Genomic DNA, 23,513 nt, shown 5'->3' with positions numbered 1-23,513 from the left:
AGCGCGGCTCGGGGACCGAAACTGGGGGCACACCGCAATTTGTTGCCGCTCGGTCATGCCCATCGTTTGTGCCGTGGCCGTCACGGTGCGGTGCCTTTTCATTATCTGTGTGGGTGGGGGAGCGGAATATGGTCGAGTCCGAGCTCAACGGAATGGGAAATCGGGCCGGTTCGGCTTCGGCGGATTCGGACGATGGCATAGCTGTCATCGGCCTGGCGTGTCGACTGCCGGGGGCCGCCGACCCGGTCGCCTTCTGGCGGTTGCTCAGCGAGGGCGCGGACGCGATCACCGAGGTCCCCCCGGACCGGTGGGACGGGGCCGCGGTGAGTGACGCCGACCCGTCCGCACCCGGCAGGACCGACATCCGCCGGGGCGGATTCCTCGACCGTATCGGCCACTTCGACGCCGCTTTCTTCGGGCTCTCCCCCAAGGAGGCCGCTGCCATGGACCCGCAGCAGCGGCTCGTGCTGGAGTTGGCCTGGGAAGCGCTGGAGGACGCGCACGTGCGCGCCGAGACGCTGCGCTCCACCCGCACCGGAGTGTTCGTCGGCGCCATCTGGGACGACTACGCGACCCTGCACCACCGCTCCGGACTCACAGCCATCTCCCCGCACACCGTCACCGGCTTGCACCGCAGCATCATCGCCAATCGGGTCTCCTACTTCCTCGGTCTGAACGGCCCCAGCCTGACCGTGGACTCCGGCCAGTCCTCATCCCTGGTCTCGGTCCACCTGGCCTGCGAGAGCCTCCGCAAGGGCGAATCGACGATCGCCCTCGCGGGCGGCGTGAACCTCAACATCGTCCCCGAGAGCACCCTGAGCGCCGCCAAGTTCGGCGGCCTGTCCCCCGACGGCCGATGCTTCACCTTCGACGCCCGCGCGAACGGTTACGTCCGCGGGGAGGGCGGCGGCATCGTCGTCCTCAAGCCTCTCGCCCGGGCCGTCGCGGACGGCGACCCCGTCTACTGCGTGATCCGCGGCAGCGCGGTCAACAACGACGGTGGCGGCGACGGGCTGACCGTACCCCTGCAGTCCGGGCAGGAGCAGGTGCTCCGGCTTGCCTATGAACGGGCCGGGATCGACCCCGCCCAGATCGACTACGTGGAATTGCACGGCACCGGCACCAAGGTCGGCGACCCCGTCGAGGCAGCCGCGCTCGGCGCGGTACTAGGCACGGGACGCGAGCTCGGCCGCCCGCTGCGGGTCGGCTCGGCCAAGACCAACGTCGGTCACCTGGAGGGCGCCGCCGGTATCACCGGCCTGCTGAAGGCGGTCCTGTCTCTCCACCACCGTGAACTGCCCGCCAGCCTCAACTTCGAGACGCCGAACCCGGCGATCCCGCTGGACCGGCTGAACCTGCGGGTGCAGACCGAGCACAGCGAATGGGCCGCCGAGGACAGCCGCCCGCTGCTCGCCGGCGTCAGCTCGTTCGGCATGGGCGGCACCAACTGCCACATAGTGCTGGCGGAACACCAGACGGCGGCGGACGCGGCTGCGGAGGCGGGTACGGGTACAGCTACGGGTACGGGTACGGGTACAAGCGAGGCTCCGACCTTTTGGCCGTTGTCCGCCAAGACCGCATCCGGGCTGCGCGCCCAGGCCACGGCCCTGCTCGCACACGCCGAGGCGTGCCCCGGTCTCGCCCTGCCCGACGTCGGCTGGTCGCTGGCCACCGGCCGCACCGCCTTCGAACACAGGGCGGTCGTCGTGGGCGAAGATCGCGACGACTTCTTGCGCGCTCTGCGCGAGCTGTCCACCGGCGGTGTCGACGCCACACTCACCACGGGCCGCACGGGCTCGCGCGGCGAGCTCGCCTTCCTCTTCTCGGGCCAGGGCAGCCAGCGAGCCGGCATGGGACGCGAACTGGCCGAAGCGGTCCCGGCGTTCGCCATCGCGCTGGACGAGGTGTGCGCACACCTCGACCCGTTGTTGCCGCGGCCGCTGCGCGAGGTCATGTTCGCCCCTGAAGGCACCGAGGAAGCGGCCGAACTCGATCGGACCCTCTACACGCAGACCTCGCTGTTCGCCCTCGAGGTCGCCCTTTTCCGGCTTCTCGAGAGCTGGGGCATCACCCCCGGCGTGCTCATGGGTCATTCCATCGGCGAACTCGCCGCCGCGCATGTGGCCGGCGTCCTCTCGCTCGCCGACGCCTGCGCCCTCGTGGCCGCGCGCGGTCGCCTGATGCAGGCGCTGCCCGCCGGCGGCGCCATGATCGCCGTCCAGGCCGCGGAGGACGAGGTCCGCGCCCGCATCGGTGACCGCACGAACCGCGTGAGCATCGCCGCGCTGAACGGCCCGGACTCCGTCGTCGTCTCCGGCGACGAGGACCTCGCCACCGAGATCGCCGACGCCTTCACCGCGTTGGGCCGCAAGGTCAGCCGGCTGCGGGTCAGCCACGCCTTCCACTCCCCGCACATGGAACCCATGCTGGCGGAGTTCAGGGAGGTGGCCGAGGGCCTGACCTTCCACGCCCCGCGCATCCCGATCGTGTCGAACGTGACGGGCAGACTGTCCGAGGAGCCCTCGGGGTACGAAGGGTGCACGGCCGAGTACTGGGTCCGCCATGTGCGCGAGGCGGTCCGCTTCGCCGACGGCGTCGCCCGCCTCGACGAACAGGGCGTCCGCACGTACCTGGAGCTCGGCCCCGGCGGCGTGCTCACCTCCATGGCCCGCGTCGGCGCTGACAGCGAGTCCCTGTTCGTCCCCGCACTGCGCGCCCGTCGCCCCGAGGCGCAGGCCCTGCTGGCGGCGGTCGCCTCGCTGCACGTCCACGGCGTGGAGCCCGACTGGGACGCCCTGTTCAGCGGCGGGCGAGGCGCACGCCGCAAGGTCGCGATCCCCACTTACGCGTTCGAACGGCAGCGGTACTGGCTGGACGGCGACACCACGTTGCCCGGCGTCACCACCGGCCGGGCCCCTGCGGCTCCGCAGCCGGACGCCATCGCCATCGCCGAGACCGACAGCGCGCCTGTCGGAGCCCTGAGCCGGCGGCTGGCCGGGCTGCCCGAGTCCGAACGCGACGAGGCCGTGCTCGACATGGTCCGCGCACACATCGCCGCCGTTCTGGGCCACGCCGAAGCCCGCCAGGTCGAGACCGAGTGGACGTTCAAAGACCTCGGCTTCGACTCGCTCAGCTCGGTGGAACTGCGCAACCAGCTCAGCGAGGCCGCCGGCCTGCGTCTGCCCAGCGGGCTGCTGTTCGACCACCCGACTCCTGCCGCGCTCGCCCGCCACCTCGCGGCGCAGTCCCTGGGCGGCGAGGAGGCGGCGCCCTTGGTGCCCGCGACGGTGGCCGACCCCGACGACCCCATCGCCATCGTGGCCATGAGCTGCCGCCTGCCCGGCGGCGTGAGCTCCCCCGAGGACCTGTGGCGGCTGCTCGCCTCCGGGGGCGACGCCATCTCCGGATTCCCGACTGACCGCGGCTGGGACGCCGAAGCGCTCTACGACCCGGAGTCCGGCACGCCCGGCACGTCCTCGACGCGACACGGCGGGTTCCTGCACGAGGCGGCCGAGTTCGACGCCGGCTTCTTCGGCATCAGCCCCCGCGAGGCCGCTGCGATCGACCCGCAGCAGCGGCTGGTCCTGGAGACCGCGTGGGAGGCCTTCGAGCGGGCGGGCATCGACCCGGCCACACTGCGCGGGAGTCGGGCGGGCGTGTTCATCGGCGCGACGGCACAGGACTACGGCCCCCGGCTGCACGAGCCGGTCGACGGCGTCGAGGGCTACCTGCTGACCGGCACGACGACCAGCGTCGCCTCCGGTCGCGTGGCCTACTCGTTCGGCCTCGAGGGCCCCGCGGTCACGGTGGACACGGCGTGCTCGTCGTCCCTGGTCGCCCTGCACCTGGCCGTCCAGGCGCTGCGGAACGGCGAGTGCACGATGGCCCTGGCCGGCGGCGTCACCGTGATGTCCACGCCTGGTATGTTCGTGGAGTTCAGCCGTCAGAGCGGCCTGTCGGCGGACGGTCGGTGCAAGCCGTTCGCGGCCGGCGCGGACGGTACGGGCTGGGCCGAGGGCGTCGGCATGCTCCTGGTGGAGAGGCTCAGCGACGCCCGGCGCAACGGCCGTCAGGTGCTGGCCGTCGTGCCGGGTAGCGCGGTCAACCAGGACGGCGCGTCGAACGGACTCACGGCACCCAACGGCCCCTCCCAGCAGCGCGTCATCCGCCAGGCCCTGGCAGCGGCCGGACTCGCGCCCGCGGACGTCGACGCCGTGGAGGCGCACGGTACGGGCACGCGGCTCGGCGACCCGATCGAGGCGGAAGCCCTCATCGCCGCTTACGGCCGGGGACGGGACGGCGACCGGCCGTTGTGGCTGGGTTCGCTGAAGTCGAACATCGGTCACACGCAGGCCGCGGCGGGTGTGGCCGGTGTGATCAAGATGGTGCTGGCGATGCGGCACGGTGTGCTGCCGCAGACCCTGCACGTCGACGAGCCGACGCCGCACGTGGACTGGTCGGCGGGCGCGGTGCGGCTGCTGACGGAGGCAGTGGAGTGGCCTGCGAGCGCCGGGCCGCGACGGGCTGCGGTGTCGTCCTTCGGCATCAGCGGCACCAACGCGCACGTCATCGTCGAGCAGGCCGCGACGAGCGAAGAGCCCGCCCGCGGGACGGCCGCTGCGGGACCGGTCCCATGGGTGCTGTCGGCGAAGAGTGATGCGGCGCTGCGGGAGCAGGCGGGCCGGTTGCTGTCGTTCCTGGACGCTGAGGGCGTCGGGGGCGTCGGGGGCGTCGGGGGCGTCGGGGGCGCTGGGGTTCGGTCGGAGGACGTGGGGTTCTCGCTGGCGACGTCGCGTGCGGTGCTGGAGCGCCGTGCGGTGGTCGTGGGGGAGGAGCTTGGGGAGTTCCGGCAGGGGCTGGAGGCGGTTGTTTCCGGAACTGCTCCGGTGGGTGGTGCCGTTGGGGGCAAGGTCGGGTTCTTGTTTTCGGGTCAGGGTTCGCAGCGGATCGGCATGGGGCGTGAGTTGTACGAGGCGTACCCCGTGTTCGCTGCGGCCTACGACGAGGTGTGCGCGCTTCTGGACGCGCCGGTCGACGTCGACTCGGAGGAGCTCAACCAGACGGGTTCGACGCAGCCGGCGTTGTTCGCTGTTGAGGTGGCGCTGTTCCGGCTGCTGGAGTCGTGGGGTGTCCGGCCGGATTACGTGGCCGGTCACTCCGTAGGAGAGATTGCTGCCGCGCACGCGGCCGGGGTGTTGTCGCTCGGGGATGCGGTGAAGCTGGTGTCGGCGCGTGCCGCGTTGATGCAGGTCCTGCCAGCCGGCGGCGCGATGGTGGCGGTGCAGGCGACCGAGGTTGATGTGCTGCCGCATCTGACCGACGAGGTCGGTATCGCGGCGATCAACGGCCCGCGGTCCGTGGTCATTTCCGGTGCGGAGGACGCGGTTGCAGCGGTTGCCGAGGTGTTCGCTGCTCAGGGCCGCAAGACGTCCCGGTTGAAGGTCAGTCACGCGTTCCATTCGCCGTTGATGGATCCGATGCTGGAGGAGTTCGCGGAGGTCGTCCGCGGTCTGACGTTCAGTGAGCCGCGGATTCCTGTGGTCTCGAATCTCACCGGTCGGCTGGCCGAGGCGTACACGCCCGAGTACTGGGTGCGGCACGTCCGTGAGGCGGTCCGTTTCGCCGACGGTGTGCGGACTCTGCACGAGCTGGGTGTGACCACGTTCGTGGAGATCGGTCCCGGCGGTGTCCTGAGCGCCCTCGTCCAGGGCTGCCTCGACGACGGCACAGACATCGTCACCGTTCCCGCCCTGCGTGCCGCCCGCCCCGAGCCGTACGCCCTCGTCACCGCTGTCGGGCAGTTGCACACCCACGGCAGCTCGCCCGACTGGCAGGCCCTCTTCCCGGGCGCCCGCCGCGTCGACCTGCCCACCTACGCCTTCCAGCGTGAGCGCTACTGGCTCGATGTGCCTCAGGCAGCGACCGTCGGCTCCTCGGAGGCGATGGACGCCGAGTTCTGGGACTCCGTCGAGAGCGAGGACCCGACATCTCTTGGTGCGCTCCTGGGACTGGAGCCCGCCGAACTGGACGTGGTCGCACCCAAACTGTCTGCCTGGCGCCGCAAGCGGCGCGAGCAGTCCACCACCGACGGCTGGCGCTACCGGATCACCTGGCAGCCGCTCGGTGACATGGTCGGGGCCGCTCCGTCGGGGACCTGGCTCTACGTGGTCTCCGAGGGGACCGCGTGGACCGAGGCGATCCGCGCCGGGCTGACGGAGCTCGGCGTCGCGCTCGTACCGTTCGCCGTGGGCGAGGACACCGACCGCGACGCGCTCGCCCGTGTCTTAGCCGAGGCCGGGCACGAGCAGGCCGACGGCGTCCTGTTCGCCGCAGCACAGGGCGAACCGGGGACGGACGCCCTCCAGCGGCTCGTCCTGCTTGTCCAGGCCCTCGGTGACGCAGGGATCGAGGCCCCGCTGTGGTGCCTGACCAGCGGCGCAGTGTCGACCGGCACGGCGGATCCGCTGACCGACCCCGTCTCGGCCCAGCTCTGGGGCCTGGGCAGGATCGTCGCCCTGGAACAACCTCAGCGCTGGGGCGGGCTCGTCGACCTGCCCGCCGAACTCGACTCCCGCGCGCTGGGGCGACTGGCCGGGCTGCTGGCCCAGGCCGACGAGGACCAGCTCGCGGTACGCGCCTCCGGAGTGTCCGGCCGCCGCCTCGTGCGCGCGCCGGGGAGCGCGGCACCGGCGGACGCACCCTGGGCGCCGCGCGGCACCGTGCTCGTGACCGGCGGTACGGGTGCGCTGGGCGGACACGTGGCCCGCTGGCTCGCCAGTGCCGGTGCCGAGCACCTGGTGCTCACCAGCCGTCGGGGCCCCGACGCCCCGGGCGCCGCCGAACTCAAGCTGGAACTAGAGGAGTTGGGCGCTGAGGTCACCGTCGCCGCGTGCGATGCGGCCGGCCGCGACGCGCTCGCCGAGTTGTTCGGCCGGCACACCGTGAACGCCGTGGTGCACACCGCAGGCGTACTCGACGACGGCCTCGTCGAATCGCTCACGCCCGAGCGCCTCAACCACGTGCTGCGTCCCAAGGTGGACGCAGCGCTCCACCTGCACGAGCTCACCCGGGACCGCCAGGACCTCGACGCCTTCGTGCTCTTCTCCTCGATGACCGGTGTCTGGGGCAACGGCGGCCAGGGCGCCTACGGTGCCGCGAACGCCTTCCTCGACGCCCTCGCCGAGCAGCGCCGGGCGCAGGGCCTGCCCGCGCTGGCCGTCGCCTGGGGATCCTGGGCGGACGGAGGCATGGCCGACGGCGCCGCAGGTGACCATTTGCGGCGGCGCGGCGTACGGGCGATCGCGGCCCTTCCCGCGATCTCCGTGCTGCACGGTGCGCTGACCCACGGCGAGACCTCCGTGACTGTCGCGGACGTGGACTGGGACCGCTTCGTCCCGGCTTTCGCCGGCTCACGCCCCTGCTCGCTGCTGCACGGCGTGCCCGAGGCCCGCAAGGTCCTCGAAGCACGCGCCCAGGCCGCGCAGAGCGCCGAAGTGCCCGCGTCCGCCCTGGTCCAGCGTCTCCTCGGCGCCACGCAGGGGGAGCAGGGCCGCATCCTGCTGGACCTGGTCCGCGAGCAGGCCGCCGCGGTGCTCGGCCACACGGGCAAGGGCGCCTTCGAAGCCGGCCGGACGTTCCGCGAGACCGGCTTCGACTCGCTCACCGCCGTCGAACTGCGCCACAGGCTCAACACGGCCACCGGCCTCAAGCTGCCCACTACCCTGGTCTTCGACCACCCGACCCCCACCGCCCTCGCCCGTCACCTGGGCGAGGAACTCCTCGGCCGGCGCGGGCTGGAGGCGGACGCCGCGCAGGCGACGGCCGCCGCCGCGGCCGACGAGCCCCTCGCGATCGTCAGCATGAGCTGCCGCTTCCCCGGCGGCGTCGAGTCGCCGGCGGACCTGTGGGAGCTGCTGAGCTCCGGCCGGGACGCGATGTCAGGCTTCCCCACCGACCGCGGCTGGGACATCGACGCGCTCTACGACCCCGACCCCGACCGGCACGGCAAGACGTACTCGCGCGAGGGCGGCTTCATCCAGGGCGCCGACCGCTTCGACGCCGGTCTCTTCGGGATCTCACCGCGCGAGGCGCTGGCCATGGACCCGCAGCAGCGGCTGCTGCTGGAGACCGCGTGGGAGGCCTTCGAGCGCGCCGGCATCGCCCCCGCGTCCGTCCGCGCCAGCCGCACCGGTGTCTTCATCGGCACCAACGGCCAGGACTACGCCAACGGACTGCGCAACGCGCCCGAGGAGATCGAGGGATACGCGCTCACCGGCAAGGCGGCCTCGGTCGTCTCCGGGCGCATCTCCTACACGTTCGGCCTGGAGGGCCCGGCGGTCACGGTGGACACGGCGTGCTCGTCGTCGCTCGTGGCCCTCCACCTCGCCGCGCAGGCACTGCGGAGCGGCGAGTGCTCGATGGCCCTGGTCGGGGGCGTCACCGTCATGACCACGCCGGACCTGTTCGTGGAGTTCAGTCGGCAGCGCGGGTTGTCGCCCGACGGTCGGTGCAAGGCGTTCGCTGCAGGTGCGGACGGTACGGGCTGGGGCGAGGGCGTGGGCCTGTTGTTGGTGGAGCGGCTGTCGGACGCGGAGCGCAACGGTCACCGTGTGCTGGCGGTTGTGCGGGGCAGTGCGGTGAACCAGGACGGTGCGTCCAACGGTCTGACCGCGCCCAACGGCCCTTCGCAGCAGCGGGTGATCCGGCAGGCGCTGACGTCCGCGGGCCTCACCGCCGCCGACGTGGACGCGGTGGAGGCGCACGGTACGGGGACGAGGCTGGGTGACCCGATCGAGGCGCAGGCACTGCTCGCCACGTACGGCCAGGAACACTCGGACGACCGGCCGGTGTGGCTGGGCTCGGTCAAGTCCAACATCGGGCACACGCAGGCTGCCGCGGGCGTCGCCGGTGTGATCAAGATGGTGCTGGCGATGCAGCACGGTGTGCTGCCGCAGACGCTCCATGTGGACGAGCCGACCGCGCACGTCGACTGGTCGGCGGGCGGCGTCAAGCTGCTGACCGAGGCCGTCGCATGGCCCGAGTCGGACCACCCTCGCCGGGCCGCGGTCTCGTCCTTCGGCATCGGCGGCACCAACGCGCACACGATCATCGAGGAGGCGCCCGCTGCGGCCGTGGCCGAGTCGGCCCGGGAACACCGCCCGGTGCCCGTGCCGTGGGTACTGTCAGCAAAGAGTGAAGCTGCGCTGCAGGCCCAGGCGGAGTGTCTGCTGGCCTTCGCGACCGACGACGTGTCGCTCGTCGACGCCGGATTCTCGTCGGCCACGACGCGGTCGGCACTGGAGCATCGCGCCGCAGTGATCGGCAGCGACGCGGCCGAGCTGCGGGCAGGTCTTGAGGCCCTCGCGGCAGGCGAACCGGCGGCGAACGTCGTCGCCGATCACGCTCACTCGGCGGACAAGATCGGGTTCTTGTTCTCGGGTCAGGGTTCGCAGCGGATCGGCATGGGGGGTGAGTTGTACGAGGCGTACCCCGTGTTCGCTGCGGCCTATGACGAGGTGTGCGCGCTTTTGGACGCGCCGGTCGACGTCGATGCGGACACGCTTCATCAGACGGGTTGCACCCAGCCGGCGTTGTTCGCTGTTGAGGTGGCGCTGTTTCGGCTGTTGGAGTCGTGGGGTGTCCGGCCGGATTATGTGGCGGGTCATTCGGCGGGTGAGATTGCGGCTGCTCATGTGGCCGGGGTGTTGTCGCTCGGGGATGCGGCGAGGCTGGTGTCGGCGCGTGCCGCGTTGATGCAGGCGTTGCCCGCTGGTGGGGCGATGGTGGCGGTGCAGGCGGCCGAGGACGAGGTGCTGCCGTACCTGACCGACGAGGTCGGCATCGCGGCGATCAACGGTCCGCGGTCGGTGGTGGTCTCCGGGGCCGAGGATGCAGTGTTGGAGATCGTCGAGGTCTTCACCCAACAGGGCCGTAAGACCTCCCGGTTGATGGTCAGTCACGCGTTCCATTCGCCGTTGATGGATCCGATGTCGGAGGAGTTCGCGCAGGTCGTTGGGGGTCTGGCCTTCAACGAGCCCCGGATTCCCGTCGTTTCGAGCCTCACCGGTCGGCTGGCCGAGGCGTACACGCCCGAGTACTGGGTGCGGCACGTCCGTGAGGCGGTCCGTTTCGCCGACGGCGTGCGGACCCTGCACGAGCTGGGCGTGACCACGTTCGTGGAGATCGGTCCCGGCGGTGTCCTGAGCGGTATGGCGCAGGGCTGTGTGGACGACATCGTCACCATCCCCGTACTCCGAGCCGACCGCCCCGAGCAGCAGGCGGTCGTCACCGCGCTCGCCGAACTGCACGTCAGCGGCGCCGAATTGGACTGGCACGCCTTCTTCCCGGGCGCCCGCCGTGTCGACCTGCCCACCTACGCCTTCCAGCGCGAGCGCTACTGGCTCGCCGCCCCCGCCTCCGCCGGTGACATGCGCGCGGTGGGGCAGGGCGAGGCCGGTCACCCGCTCCTCGGCGCCGCCGTGCCGCTGGCCGAAGGCGACGGACACCTGCTCACTGGGCGGCTCTCGACGCACACGCACCCGTGGCTGGTGGACCACGCCGTCAGCGGGGTCGCGCTCCTGCCGGGAACCGCGTTCGTCGAGCTGGCGATGACCGCTGCCGAGGCCGTGGGCTGCGACCTGCTGGAAGAGCTGACGCTGGAGACACCGCTGCTCGTGCCCGAGCGCGGCGGCGTCGCCCTGCAGGTGCGCGTCGGCGCCGACGACGGCTCGGGCCGCAGGCCGCTGACCGTGCACTCGCGGATCGACGACGGGGACGCGTACGCCCACGAGGACGACTTCGAGCGGGCATGGGTCCGGCACGCCTCCGGCTCGCTGGCCGTCGCCACGGGAGGGCCCGTGGACGGGTCGCTCACCGCGTGGCCGCCCGTGGGTGCGGAGCCGGTCGACGTCGACGGGTTCTACGACCGCCTCGCCCGCATGACGCTCGACTACGGCCCCGCCTTCCAGGGGCTGCGCGCCGCGTGGCGGAGCGGGGACGACTTCTTCGCCGAAGTGGAGCTGTCCGGCGCGGAGCGGACGGAAGCGGGCGCGTACGGCCTGCACCCCGCCCTGTTCGATGCCGCCCTGCACACCGTCTGGCTGGGCGCGGTCGAGCCCGAGGCAGGGACGGGGAGCGGGCTGCTGCCGTTCGCGTGGAGCGGCGTGCGGCTGGCGGCTTCCGGAGCCTCCGGCCTGCGGGTAAAGGTCTCGCGCGCCGGTATCGGCACCGGCACCTCCACGGTGTCGCTCGTGCTGGCCGACGGCACCGGTGAGCCGGTCGCGCAGGTCGACTCGCTGACACTGCGCCCGGTGCCCACCGACCAGTTGCGCGTCGGTTCCGGCAGCGATGACGCGGTCTTCGGCCTGGAGTGGACGCCGGTCAGGCTGCCGTCCGCGCCGGACGGCATGAGGATCGAGACGTACGACGATCTCGCCGCTCTTCGGGCCGCTGACTCGCCTGCGGACACCGATGCCGATGCCGGAGCCGTGGCCGATGCAGTGGTCGTGCCCTGCCCGACCGGGACCGGCGCGGACCTGGCCACCCGGGTCCGTCAGGTCACCCACGCCGTGCTGGAGCTGGTGCAGTGGTGGCTGGCCGAGGAACGCCCGGCGCGCCTGGTGCTGGTGACGCGTACGGGAGACCTCGCCCAGTCGGCGGTCCGCGGGCTGGTGCGCTCGGCGCAGACTGAGAGCCCCGACCGCATCGTGCTGGTCGAGACCTCCAACGATGCCACTGCCACTGCCACTGCCACTGCCACTGCCACTGCCAATGCCGACGCCGGCAGCGGTGTCGGCGACGCCGGTCTTGCACGGGTGCTGCCCGGCCTGATCGTGTCGGGTGAACCTCAGGCCGCAGTGGACGCGGGCGACGAGATCCGGGTGCCGAGGCTCGTCCGCGTCGCCGCGCCGGACGTGGAGCCGGAGCTTCCCGGCCTCGGCTCCGGCACCGTCCTGCTGACCGGCGCGTCGGGCGGGCTGGGCGGGCTGTTCGCCCGGCACCTGGTCGCCGAGCACGGCGTGCGCAGCCTGCTGCTCGTCAGCCGCCGCGGCGGCGCCGCACCCGGCGCGGCCGAGCTGACCTCCGAGCTGACCGCGCAGGGCGCCGACGTCACCTGGGCCGCGTGTGATGTGGCCGACCGCGACGCCGTCCGTGCACTCCTGGCCGGGCCCGGGCAGAGCCTGTCCGCGATCATCCACACCGCCGGCGTCCTGGACGACGGAACCATCGCCTCACTGACCCCCGAGCGGTTGGACGCCGTGTTCCGCCCGAAAGTGGACGCGGCGCTGAACCTGCACGACCTGGCGGGCGAGCTGTCCGGCGACCTGTCCGCGTTCGTGCTCTTCTCCTCGGTGGCGGGCACCCTCGGCACGCCGGGCCAGGCGAACTACGCCGCTGCCAACTCCTTCCTCGACGCCCTTGCCGAGCACCGCCGCGCCACGGGCCTGCGGGCCACGTCGCTGGCCTGGGGCCTGTGGGCGCAGGACGGCGAGAGCGCCATGACCGGCAGCCTCGACCACACCGATCTCACGCGCATCAAGCGCATGGGCCTCGCCGCGATCCCGTCGGCGGACGGCCTGCGGATGTTCGACGCGGCACTGGCCACCGATCGGGCAGCAGTCGCCCCGATCCGGCTCGACACGTCCGCCTTCCGCGACGGACAGGGGCAGCCCGTGCCGCCGGTCCTGCGCGGACTGGTGCGCGTCGCGCCGGTGCGGCGCACGGCGCAGACCGCGCCGCAGGGATCGCTGGGTCAGCGGCTGGCCGGGATGCCGGAGGCCGAGCGCGAGCACGTGGTGCTGGACCTCGTGCGTTCTCAGGTCGCCGCCGTGCTGGGGCACGCCGACGCACAATCGGTCGGCGCGGACGACTCGTTCAAGGACATCGGATTCGACTCGCTCACCGCCGTCGAACTGCGCAACCGGCTCAACTCCGCCGTCGGCATGCGCCTGCCCGCCACCCTGATCTTCGACTACCCAACCCCGCTTACCCTCGCCCGCTTCCTCACCGCCGAAGCCGCAGGCTCCGGCGAGGCGGCGGCAGCCGTGCCGGCGACCCTCTCCACGGCCACCGGAACGGCGGACGAGCCCATCGCGATCGTGGGCATGGCCTGCCGCTACCCCGGTGGCGTGCGGTCGCCCGAAGACTTGTGGCAGCTGGTCTTCTCCGGCCGCGACGCCGTGTCGGGCTTCCCCGAGGACCGCGGCTGGGACGTGGAGAAGCTCTACGACCCGGACCCCGACCAGTGGGGCACCAGCTACACCCGAGAGGGCGGCTTCCTGCACGAAGCAGCGGACTTCGACGCCGAGTTCTTCGGGATCTCGCCGCGTGAGGCGTTGGCGATGGACCCGCAGCAGCGGTTGCTGTTGGAGACGTCGTGGGAGGCGTTCGAGCGGGCCGGGATCGACCCGGCGACGGTGCGGGGCAGCAGGACCGGTGTCTTCGCCGGCGTGATGTACCACGACTACGGCGGGCGCGTGCACACCTCGCCGGCAGGGCTGGAGGGCTACCTCGTCAACGGCAGCGCGGGCAGCGTCGCTTCGGGGCGTGTTTCGTACACCTTCGGGCTCGAGGGCCCGGCGGTCACGGTGGACACGGCGTGCTCGTCGTCGCTCGTGGCCCTTCACCTTGCCGCGCAGGCGCTGCGGAGCGGGGAGTGCTCGATGGCCCTCGTCGGCGGCGTCACGGTGATGGCAGGCCCGTCCGTGTTCGTGGAGTTCAGCCGTCAGCGTGGTCTGTCGGCGGACGGCCGGTGCAAGGCGTTCGCCTCGGGGGCGGACGGTACGGGCTGGGCCGAGGGGGCGGGCATGCTGCTGGTGGAGCGGTTGTCCGACGCCCGTCGCAACGGGCACCAGGTGCTGGCGGTCGTTCGCGGTACGGCGGTGAACCAGGACGGTGCGTCGAACGGTCTGACGGCCCCGAACGGGCCGTCGCAGCAGCGGGTGATCCGGCAGGCGCTGGCGAACGCGGGTGTGTCCTCGGATGAGGTCGATGCGGTGGAGGCGCACGGTACGGGTACGAAGCTGGGTGATCCGATCGAGGCGCAGGCGCTGCTCGCCACGTACGGTCAGGAGCGGTCGCAGGAGCGGCCGTTGTGGCTGGGTTCGCTGAAGTCGAACATCGGCCATTCGCAGGCTGCCGCGGGTGTCGGTGGTGTGATCAAGATGGTCATGGCGATGCGGCACGGTGTGCTGCCGCAGACCCTGCATGTGGACGAGCCGACGCCGCACGTGGACTGGTCGGCCGGCGCCGTACAGCTGCTGACCGAGACAGTGGACTGGCCGGTGACCGAGGCGCCGCGCCGCGCTGCGGTGTCCTCCTTCGGGGTGAGCGGAACGAATGCGCACGTGATCGTCGAGCAGGCGCCGGACGTGGCGGAGGAGTCCTCGGCTTCGGCCTCAGGTGCGGTCGTGCCGTGGGTGCTGTCGGCGAAGAGTGATGCGGCGTTGCGGGAGCAGGCGGGCCGGTTGCTGTCGTTCCTGGACGCTGAGGGCGTCGGGGGCGTCGGGGGTGCTGGGGTTCGGTCGGAGGACGTGGGGTTCTCGCTGGCGACGTCGCGTGCGGTGCTGGAGCGCCGTGCGGTGGTCGTGGGGGAGGAGCTTGGGGAGTTCCGGCAGGGGCTGGAGGCGATTGTTTCCGGAACTGCTCCGGTGGGTGGTGCCGTTGGGGGCAAGGTCGGGTTCTTGTTCTCGGGTCAGGGTTCGCAGCGGATCGGCATGGGGCGTGAGTTGTACGAGGCGTACCCCGTGTTCGCTGCGGCCTATGACGAGGTGTTGGCGCTCCTGGACGCCCAGGTCGACGTCGATGCGGACACGCTTCATCAGACGGGTTCGACGCAGCCGGCGTTGTTCGCGATCGAGGTGGCGCTGTTCCGGCTGCTGGAGTCGTGGGGCATCCGGCCTGATTTCGTGGCCGGTCACTCCGTAGGAGAGATTGCTGCCGCTCATGTGGCCGGGGTGTTGTCGCTCGGGGATGCGGCGAGGCTGGTGTCGGCGCGTGCTGCGTTGATGCAGGCGTTGCCCGCTGGTGGGGCGATGGTGGCGGTGCAGGCGACCGAGGACGAGGTGCTGCCGTACCTGACCGACGAGGTCGGCATCGCGGCGATCAACGGCCCTCAGTCGGTTGTGGTTTCCGGCGCTGAGGACGCGGTCGTCGCCATGGGTGAGGTCTTCCGGGAGCAGGGTCGTAAGACGTCCCGCCTGAAGGTGAGCCATGCGTTCCATTCGCCGCTTATGGATCCGATGCTGGAGGAGTTCGCGGAGGTCGTCCGCGGTCTGGCCTTCAACGAGCCCCGGATTCCGGTCGTTTCGAACCTCACGGGCCGCCTGGCCGAGCCGTACACGCCCGAATACTGGGTGCGGCACGTCCGTGAGGCGGTCCGTTTCGCCGACGGTGTCCGGACGCTGTACGAGCTGGGCGTGACGACCTTCGTGGAGATCGGCCCGGGCGGCGTGCTGAGCGCCCTCGTCCAGGGCTGCCTCGACGACGCGGACATCGTCACCGTTCCCGCCCTGCGCGCAGACCGTCCCGAGCAGCGGGCGGTCGTCACCGCGCTCGCCGAACTGCACGTCAGTGGCGCCGAATTGGACTGGCACGCCTTCTTCCCGGGCGCCCGCCGCGTCGACCTGCCCACGTACGCCTTCCAACGCGAGCGCTACTGGCTCGACGTTCCGCAGGCGTCCGGTGACGTCCGGGCCGCCGGTCTGGGGGCTGCGGACCATCCGCTGCTCGGTGCCGCGATTGCGACGGCCGACAGCGACGGGGCCCTGCTCACTGGGCTGCTCTCCCTCGGAACCCACCCGTGGCTCGCCGACCACGCCGTGAACGGGACCGTTCTGCTGCCCGGCACCGCGTTCGTCGAGCTGGCGATCCGGGCGGGCGACGAGACGGGATGCGGATGGATCGAGGACCTCACCCTTGAGCTTCCCCTGGTCGTGCCCGAGCGCGGTGGCGTCACCCTTCAGGTGGCTGTCGGCCCGGAGGACGAGTCAGGCCGGCGGCAGCTGAGCGTGCACTCGCGCGTCGACGACGGTTCGTGGCTGCGGCACGCGACGGGTGTGCTGTCCTCGGCAGAGGCACCGTCCGCCGCGGAGCTCGGCGCGTGGCCACCGGCAGGTGCGGAGGCCGTCGACCTGACGGCGTTCTACGAGGGCATGGCTGCTGCGGGCCTGGACTACGGTCCGGTATTCCAGGGCCTGCGCTCGGTGTGGCGCGGCGGGGACGACGTCTTCGCCGAGGTCGAGCTGCCGGACGAGTCGGCTGCCGAGGCGGCGGCGTTCGCCCTGCACCCGGCGCTGCTGGATGCCGCCCTGCACGCACTGGCCGCGGGTGGGCTGGTGTCGCTGGACGACGGCCCGGCCCTGCCGTTCGCGTGGTCCGGCGTGGTCGTGCAGGCGGCCGGTGCGGCGATGGTGCGGGTGAAGCTGTCGCGGACGGCCACCGGTTCGGTGACGCTGGCCGTGGCCGATGGCGCCGGTGACCCGGTGGCCTCGGTCGAGTCGCTGTCGTTGCGGGCCGCCTCGGCGGAGCAATTGCCCGGTGCTGTTGGCGGCGATCAGCTGTTCGGGCTGGAGTGGACGCCGTTCACTCTGCCCTCCGCCACCGACGCGCTGATGATCGAGACCGTCGCGGACTTCGACGCACTGCGGGAGTCGGAAAGGACATGGACACCGGACGTCGTCGTCGTTCCGTGCCCGGCGGGGTCCGGTTCGGAGATCGCCGACCGCGTGCACAGCGTCGCGAGTGAGGTTCTGGCGTTGGTGCAGTGGTGGTTGGCGGGGGAGCGTGCGGGGCGTCTGGCGTTGGTGACGCGTCCGGGCGATCTGGCTCATGCTGCGGTGTGGGGGCTTGTGCGGTCTGCTCAGTCGGAGAACCCGGACCGGATCGTGCTGGTGGAGGCCGAGGGGACCGATGGGGCGGTCCGTGTGCTGGCTGCCGCGCTCGCTTCCGGTGAGCCGCAGTTCGCGGTCCGCGACGGGGAGGTGTTCGTACCGCGCCTGGTGAAGGCCATCCGGAGCGCCACGGGGACCAACACCGGCACGCCGGACTTCGGCACCGGCCCCGTCCTGCTGACCGGTGCGTCCGGTGCGCTGGGCGGGCTCGTCGCCCGGCACCTGGTCGCCCAGCACGGCGTGCGCAGCCTGCTGCTGCTCAGCCGGCGCGGCGCGGAGGCCCCCGGCGCGGTCGAGCTGGAGGCCGAACTGGCGGCGTGGGGCGCCGAGGTGCGCTGGGCGGCTTGTGACGCGGCCGACCGGGACGCTCTCGCCGAGGTGCTGTCCGGCACGCCGGTGACGGCCGTGGTGCACGCGGCCGGCGTCCTCGACGACGGCGTGATCGCCGCGCTCACCCCGGAGCGCATGGCGAAGGTGCTGCGCCCCAAGACCGACGCCGTGCTCAACCTCCATGAACTGACGAGCGACCTGTCGGCGTTCGTCGTCTTCTCCTCCGTGTCCGGAATCCTGGGCAGCGCGGGACAGGGCAATTACGCGGCGGCGAACACCTTCCTCGACGCCTTCGCCGAAGCCCGGCGCGCCCGGGGGCTCCCCGCCACGTCGCTGGCGTGGGGCCTGTGGGAGCAGGGCAGCGGCATGGCCGACCGGCTCGACCAGGCGGACCTCGCCCGGCTGAAGCGGGTGGGCCTGGCCCCGATAGCCGTAGACGAAGGACTGCGGCTGTTCGACGCGGCACTGGCCCTGGACCGGGCCGTCGTCGCCCCGCTGCGGCTGGACCTGGGCGGGCTGCAGGGCACGGTGCCGCCGGTCCTGCGAGGGCTGCGCGGTCCCGTACGGGGCACCGCGCGGCGCACGGCGCAGAGCGCGCCGCAGGGATCGCTGGGGCAGCGGCTGGCCAGGCTGCCGGAGGCCGAGCGCGAGCAGGTGGTGCTGGACCTGGTGCGCGCCGAGGTCGCCGCCGTGCTCGGCCACGCCTCGGCCCAGGCCGTCCAGCCGGAACACGCGTTCCAGGACGCCGGTTTCGACTCGCTCACCTCGGTGGAACTCCGCAACCGGCTGAACGTGGCGACCGGGCTGCGGCTCCCCGTGACCATGGTCTTCGACCACCCCACGCCTGTCGCGCTCTCCCGCTTCCTGCTGGCCGAGACGCTGGGCGTCCAGGAGCAGGCCGAGGCCGCGATCGCCGCGGTGACCGGGACGGACGAGGCGATCGCGATCGTGAGCATGGCCTGCCGGTTCCCCGGTGACGTGCGGTCACCCGAAGACCTGTGGCGCCTCGTCGCCTCAGGCGGAGACGCGATCTCGGGCTTCCCCGAGGACCGCGGCTGGGACGTCGAGAACCTCTACGACCCGGACCCCGACCGCTCCGGCACGTCCTACGTGCGCCACGGCGGCTTCCTCCACGAGGCTGCCGAGTTCGACCCGGCCTTCTTCGGGATCTCGCCGCGTGAGGCGTTGGCGATGGACCCGCAGCAGCGGTTGCTGTTGGAGACGTCGTGGGAGGCGTTCGAGCGGGCCGGGATCGACCCGGCGACGGTGCGGGGCAGCAGGACCGGTGTCTTCGCCGGCGTGATGTACCACGACTACGGCGGGCGCGTGAAAACGGCTCCGGAGGGCATGGACGCCTACCTGGGCAGTGGCAGCGCGGGCAGCATCGCCTCCGGCCGGGTCTCGTACACGTTCGGGCTCGAGGGCCCGGCGGTCACGGTCGACACGGCGTGCTCGTCGTCGCTGGTGGCGTTGCACCTGGCGACCCAGGCGCTGCGCAGTGGCGAGTGCTCGATGGCGCTGGTCGGCGGTGTCACCGTCATGGCGACTCCCTCGACGTTCGTGGAGTTCAGCCGTCAGCGTGGTCTGTCGGCGGACGGCCGGTGCAAGGCGTTCGCCTCGGGGGCGGACGGTACGGGCTGGGCCGAGGGCGCGGGCATGCTGCTGGTGGAGCGGTTGTCCGACGCCCGTCGCAACGGGCACCAGGTGCTGGCGGTCGTTCGCGGTACGGCGGTGAACCAGGACGGTGCGTCGAACGGTCTGACGGCCCCGAACGGGCCGTCGCAGCAGCGGGTGATCCGGCAGGCGCTGGCGAACGCGGGTGTGTCCTCGGATGAGGTCGATGCGGTGGAGGCGCACGGCACGGGTACGAAGCTGGGTGATCCGATCGAGGCGCAGGCGCTGCTCGCCACGTACGGTCAGGAGCGGTCGCAGGAGCGGCCGTTGTGGCTGGGTTCGCTGAAGTCGAACATCGGCCATTCGCAGGCTGCCGCGGGTGTCGGTGGTGTGATCAAGATGGTCATGGCGATGCAGCACGGTGTGCTGCCGCAGACCCTGCATGTGGACGAGCCGACGCCGCACGTGGACTGGTCGGCCGGCGCGGTACAGCTGCTGACCGAGACAGTGCGGTGGCCTGCGAGCGACGGGCCGCGCCGTGCCGCCGTGTCCTCCTTCGGCATCAGCGGAACCAACGCCCACGTGATCGTCGAACAGGCCTCCTCCCCGGCGGAGTTGCCGTCCGGGCCCGACTCCGGCGCGGTCGTACCGTGGGTGCTGTCTGGCAGGACGGAGACGGCGCTGCGGGCACAGGCGGAGCGTCTGCTGTCCCTGGCCACGGACAGGGAACTGCGGCCGGCCGACATCGGCTTCTCGCTCGCCACCACACGCTCGGCCATGGAGCACAGGGCCGCCGTGGTGGGGGAGAACCGGGACCAACTCATCGAGGGGCTGGGCGCGTTGGTCGCAGGGGCCCCGTCCACCCGGGTCGTCCTGGGTGAACCGGGCAGCGGCGGCAAGGTCGGGTTCTTGTTCTCGGGTCAGGGTTCGCAGCGGATCGGCATGGGGCGTGAGTTGTACGAGGCGTACCCCGTGTTCGCCGCGGCCTACGACGAGATCCGCGCCCACCTCGACGTCACCCTCGACGCGGACGCGGAGCAGCTCAACCAGACGGGTTGCACCCAGCCGGCGTTGTTCGCTGTTGAGGTGGCGCTGTTTCGGCTGTTGGAGTCGTGGGGTGTCCGGCCGGATTATGTGGCGGGTCATTCGGTGGGTGAGATTGCGGCTGCTCATGTGGCCGGGGTGTTGTCGCTCGGGGATGCGGCGAGGCTGGTGTCGGCGCGTGCGGCGTTGATGCAGGCGTTGCCCGCTGGTGGGGCGATGGTGGCGGTGCAGGCGGCCGAGGACGAGGTGCTGCCGTACCTGACCGACGAGGTCGGTATCGCGGCGATCAACGGCCCTCAGTCGGTTGTGGTTTCGGGCGCTGAGGACGCGGTTGTGGCCATGGGTGAGGTCTTCCGGGAGCAGGGTCGTAAGACGTCCCGGTTGAAGGTGAGCCATGCGTTCCATTCGCCGTTGATGGATCCGATGTTGGAGGAGTTCGCGCAGGTCGTTGGAGGTCTGGCCTTCAACGAGCCGCGGATTCCGGTCGTTTCGAACCTCACGGGCCGCCTGGCCGAGGCGTACACGCCCGAGTACTGGGTGCGGCACGTCCGTGAGGCGGTCCGTTTCGCCGACGGTGTGCGGACTCTGCACGAGCTGGGCGTGACGACCTTCGTGGAGATCGGTCCCGGCGGTGTCCTGAGCGCCCTCGTCCAGGGCTGCCTCGACGGCGACATCGTCACCGTCCCCGTCGTACGGACCGACCGCCCCGAGCCTCAGGCCGTCGTCACCGCGCTCGCCGAGCTGCACGTCCATGGCGTCTCCCCGGACTGGCAGGCCCTCTTCCCGGGCGCCCGGCGCGTCGACCTGCCGACCTACGCCTTCCAGTACGAGCGCTTCTGGCTGGAAGCGCCCGAGGAGTTCACCGGCAGAGCCGCTGCCACCCGACTCGGACTGGGCGCGGCGGAACACCCGTTGGCCGGTGCGGCGGTCGCGCTCCCCGGCGCCGGCGGGTTCCTGGTCACAGGGCGGCTCTCACTCAGGACGCATCCCTGGCTCGCCGACCACACGGTCATGGACAGCGTGCTGCTGCCGGGTACCGCGCTCGTGGAGCTGGCGGTGCGCGCGGGCGAGGAAGCCGGTTGTGCACAGGTCGAGGACCTGACGCTGGAAGCACCGCTGATCGTGCCGGAGCGCGGTGGTGTGGCCGTGCAGGTGTGGGTCGAGGCCGAGGAGGAGCCGGGCAGGCGCGCGCTGAGCGTGCACTCGCGACGTGAGGACGCCCCGGACGACGCGCCGTGGGTGCGGCACGCGGTCGGCCGCCTCATGGACGCGCTGCCCGAGCCGCCGCACGGCGCGGACCTCGGCGCGTGGCCGCCGGCGGGTGCGGAGGCCGTCGACCTGACCGGGTTCTACGAGGGCCTGGACGGACTCGGCCTGGGGTACGGCCCGGTCTTCCGCGGCCTGCGGTCGGTCTGGCGCAGCGGGGACGACGTCCTTGCCGAGGTCGCCCTCCCCGAGGGCACGGAGGCGGGCGCGTTCGCCGTGCATCCGGCGCTGCTGGACGCGGCGCTCCACGCGATCGGCGCGGGCGGGCTCGTCCCCGTCGTCGACGGGCCGCTGCTGCCCTTCGCCTGGTCCGAAGTGGGTGTGCGTGCCGCGGGGGCGACGGCGCTGCGGGTCAAGGTCTCTCGCACGGGTACGGACGCGGTGTCGCTGACCGTGGCCGACGCCTCGGGTGGTCTGGTGGCCACGGTCGGCTCACTGTCGCTGCGGCCGGTGTCGCGCGAGCACCTGCTCGCGGCGGGCGGCTCCGGCGGGCGTGCCGACGACTCGCTGTTCGGCCTCGCGTGGCAGCCCGCGGTCCTCACGGAGACTGACGCCGCCGCCGGCCTCGACGTACGGAGCTACGCGGACCTGGCGGCTCTCTCAACCGAGCCGGCCCTTCCCGATGTCGCGGTGGTCACGGTCGTTCCGTGCCCGGCGGGGTCCGGTTCGGAGACCGCCGACCGCGTGCACAGCGTCGCGAGTGAGGTTCTGGCGTTGGTGCAGTGGTGGTTGGCGGGGGAGCGTGCGGGGCGTCTGGCGTTGGTGACGCGTCCGGGCGATCTGGCTCATGCTGCGGTGTGGGGGCTTGTGCGGTCCGCTCAGTCGGAGAACCCGGACCGGATCGTGCTGGTGGAGGCCGAGGAGACCGATGGGGCGGTCCGTGTGCTGCCTGCCGCGCTCGCTTCCGGCGAGCCGCAGTTCGCGGTCCGCGACGGGGAGGTGCTCGTACCGCGCCTGGTGAAGGCCACCGGCACCGCACCCAGTGCCGCCGCCGACCTGCCGGGCCTCGCCGACGGCACCGTCCTCGTGACCGGTGCCTCCGGGGCGTTGGGCGCGCTCGTCGCGCGACACCTGGTGTCCGAGCACAAGGTGCGCCGACTCCTGCTGGCGAGCCGCCGGGGCGCGGACGCACCCGGTGTGGCCGAGCTGGAGGCCGAACTGGCCGCATCGGGTGCCGAGGTCACCTGGGCGGCCTGCGACGTCGCCGACAGGGAGGCCGTCTCCGGAATGCTGGACGGGCTCGGGGAGCAATCGCTGTCGGCCGTCGTGCACACCGCGGGTGTTCTCGACGACGGGATCGTCGCCTCGCTCACACCGGAGAGGATGAGGGAGGTCTTCCGCCCCAAAGTGGACGCCGTGCTGAACCTGCACGAGTGCACCCGGGACATGGGCCTGGCCGCCTTCGTGGTGTTCTCGTCCGTCGCCGGCATGGTCGGCAGCGCCGGTCAGGCGAGCTACGCTGCGGCGAATTCCTTCCTTGACGCCTTCTCGGCGCACCGGCGCCGTGAGGGGCTGCCCGCGATATCGCTGGCATGGGGTGTGTGGGAACAGTCCGGTGCGATGACGGACGGCCTCGTCGAGGCCGACCGGGCGCGGATGGCGCGCAGCGGCGTGCTGCCGCTGCCGCCCAAGGAGGGGCTGCGGCTGTTCGACGCGGCACTGGCTTCGGACGAGGTGGTACTCGCCCCGGTCCGCATCGACACCGGCGCGCTGCGTGCCGGTGAGGCACCGCCGGTGCTGCGCGCCCTCGTGCCGGCCGCGGCCGCCCGGAGGACCGTGCGGGCCGCCGCCGCTCCCTCCGTGTCCTCGCTGGCCGAGCGCCTGGAGGAGATGCCTGAGGCCGAGCGGGAGAAGACCGTGCTGGACCTGGTCCGGGCCGAGGTGGCCGCGGTCCTGGGGCACGCGTCGGACCGTACGGTCCGGCCGGAACACGCCTTCCAGGACCTGGGCTTCGACTCCCTCACGGCCGTCGAACTGCGCAACCGGCTGAACAAGGTCACCGGGCTGCGGCTCCCCGCGACGCTGGTCTTCGACCATCCGACACCCGCTCTCCTGGCCCGTCATGTGTTCATGGAGACGGCGGGGGCGGCCGAACCGGCCCTAGTGGATTCCCTACTTGCCTATCTGGACAGGGTCGAACAAGAATTGGTCACGAGGTTGGCAGCGAGTGGAGCTCGCGACCGGATCCTGTCAAAGCTCCAGGGTCTGTTGGCGATTGCCGGTGAATTCGGCAAGGCGCCGGCCCAGGAAGGCCCTGGTACGGGCGGCAGCGATCTGGAATCGGCCACGGACGACGAAGTATTCGATCTGCTCGGCAAGGAATTCGGGATTTCCTGACCGCTCCGGCGCGTCCCGGTTACCTCTTGCCGA

General features: G+C 72.0%; 1 protein-coding gene. It reads left to right on the top strand.

The window, feature by feature from the left end:
• Window positions 1-128 precede the first annotated feature (128 nt).
• On the top strand, window positions 129-23,480 hold the full coding sequence (locus OG788_RS02465) for a type I polyketide synthase (RefSeq protein ID WP_406368824.1): 23,352 nt from the start codon (window positions 129-131) through the stop codon (window positions 23,478-23,480).
• Window positions 23,481-23,513 lie beyond the last annotated feature (33 nt).

Origin of the sequence: Streptomyces sp. NBC_00647 (genome assembly GCF_045207245.1) — a bacterium.
In the GTDB taxonomy this organism is placed as follows: domain Bacteria; phylum Actinomycetota; class Actinomycetes; order Streptomycetales; family Streptomycetaceae; genus Streptomyces.
This window is presented reverse-complemented; position numbering and strand designations above follow the sequence as displayed.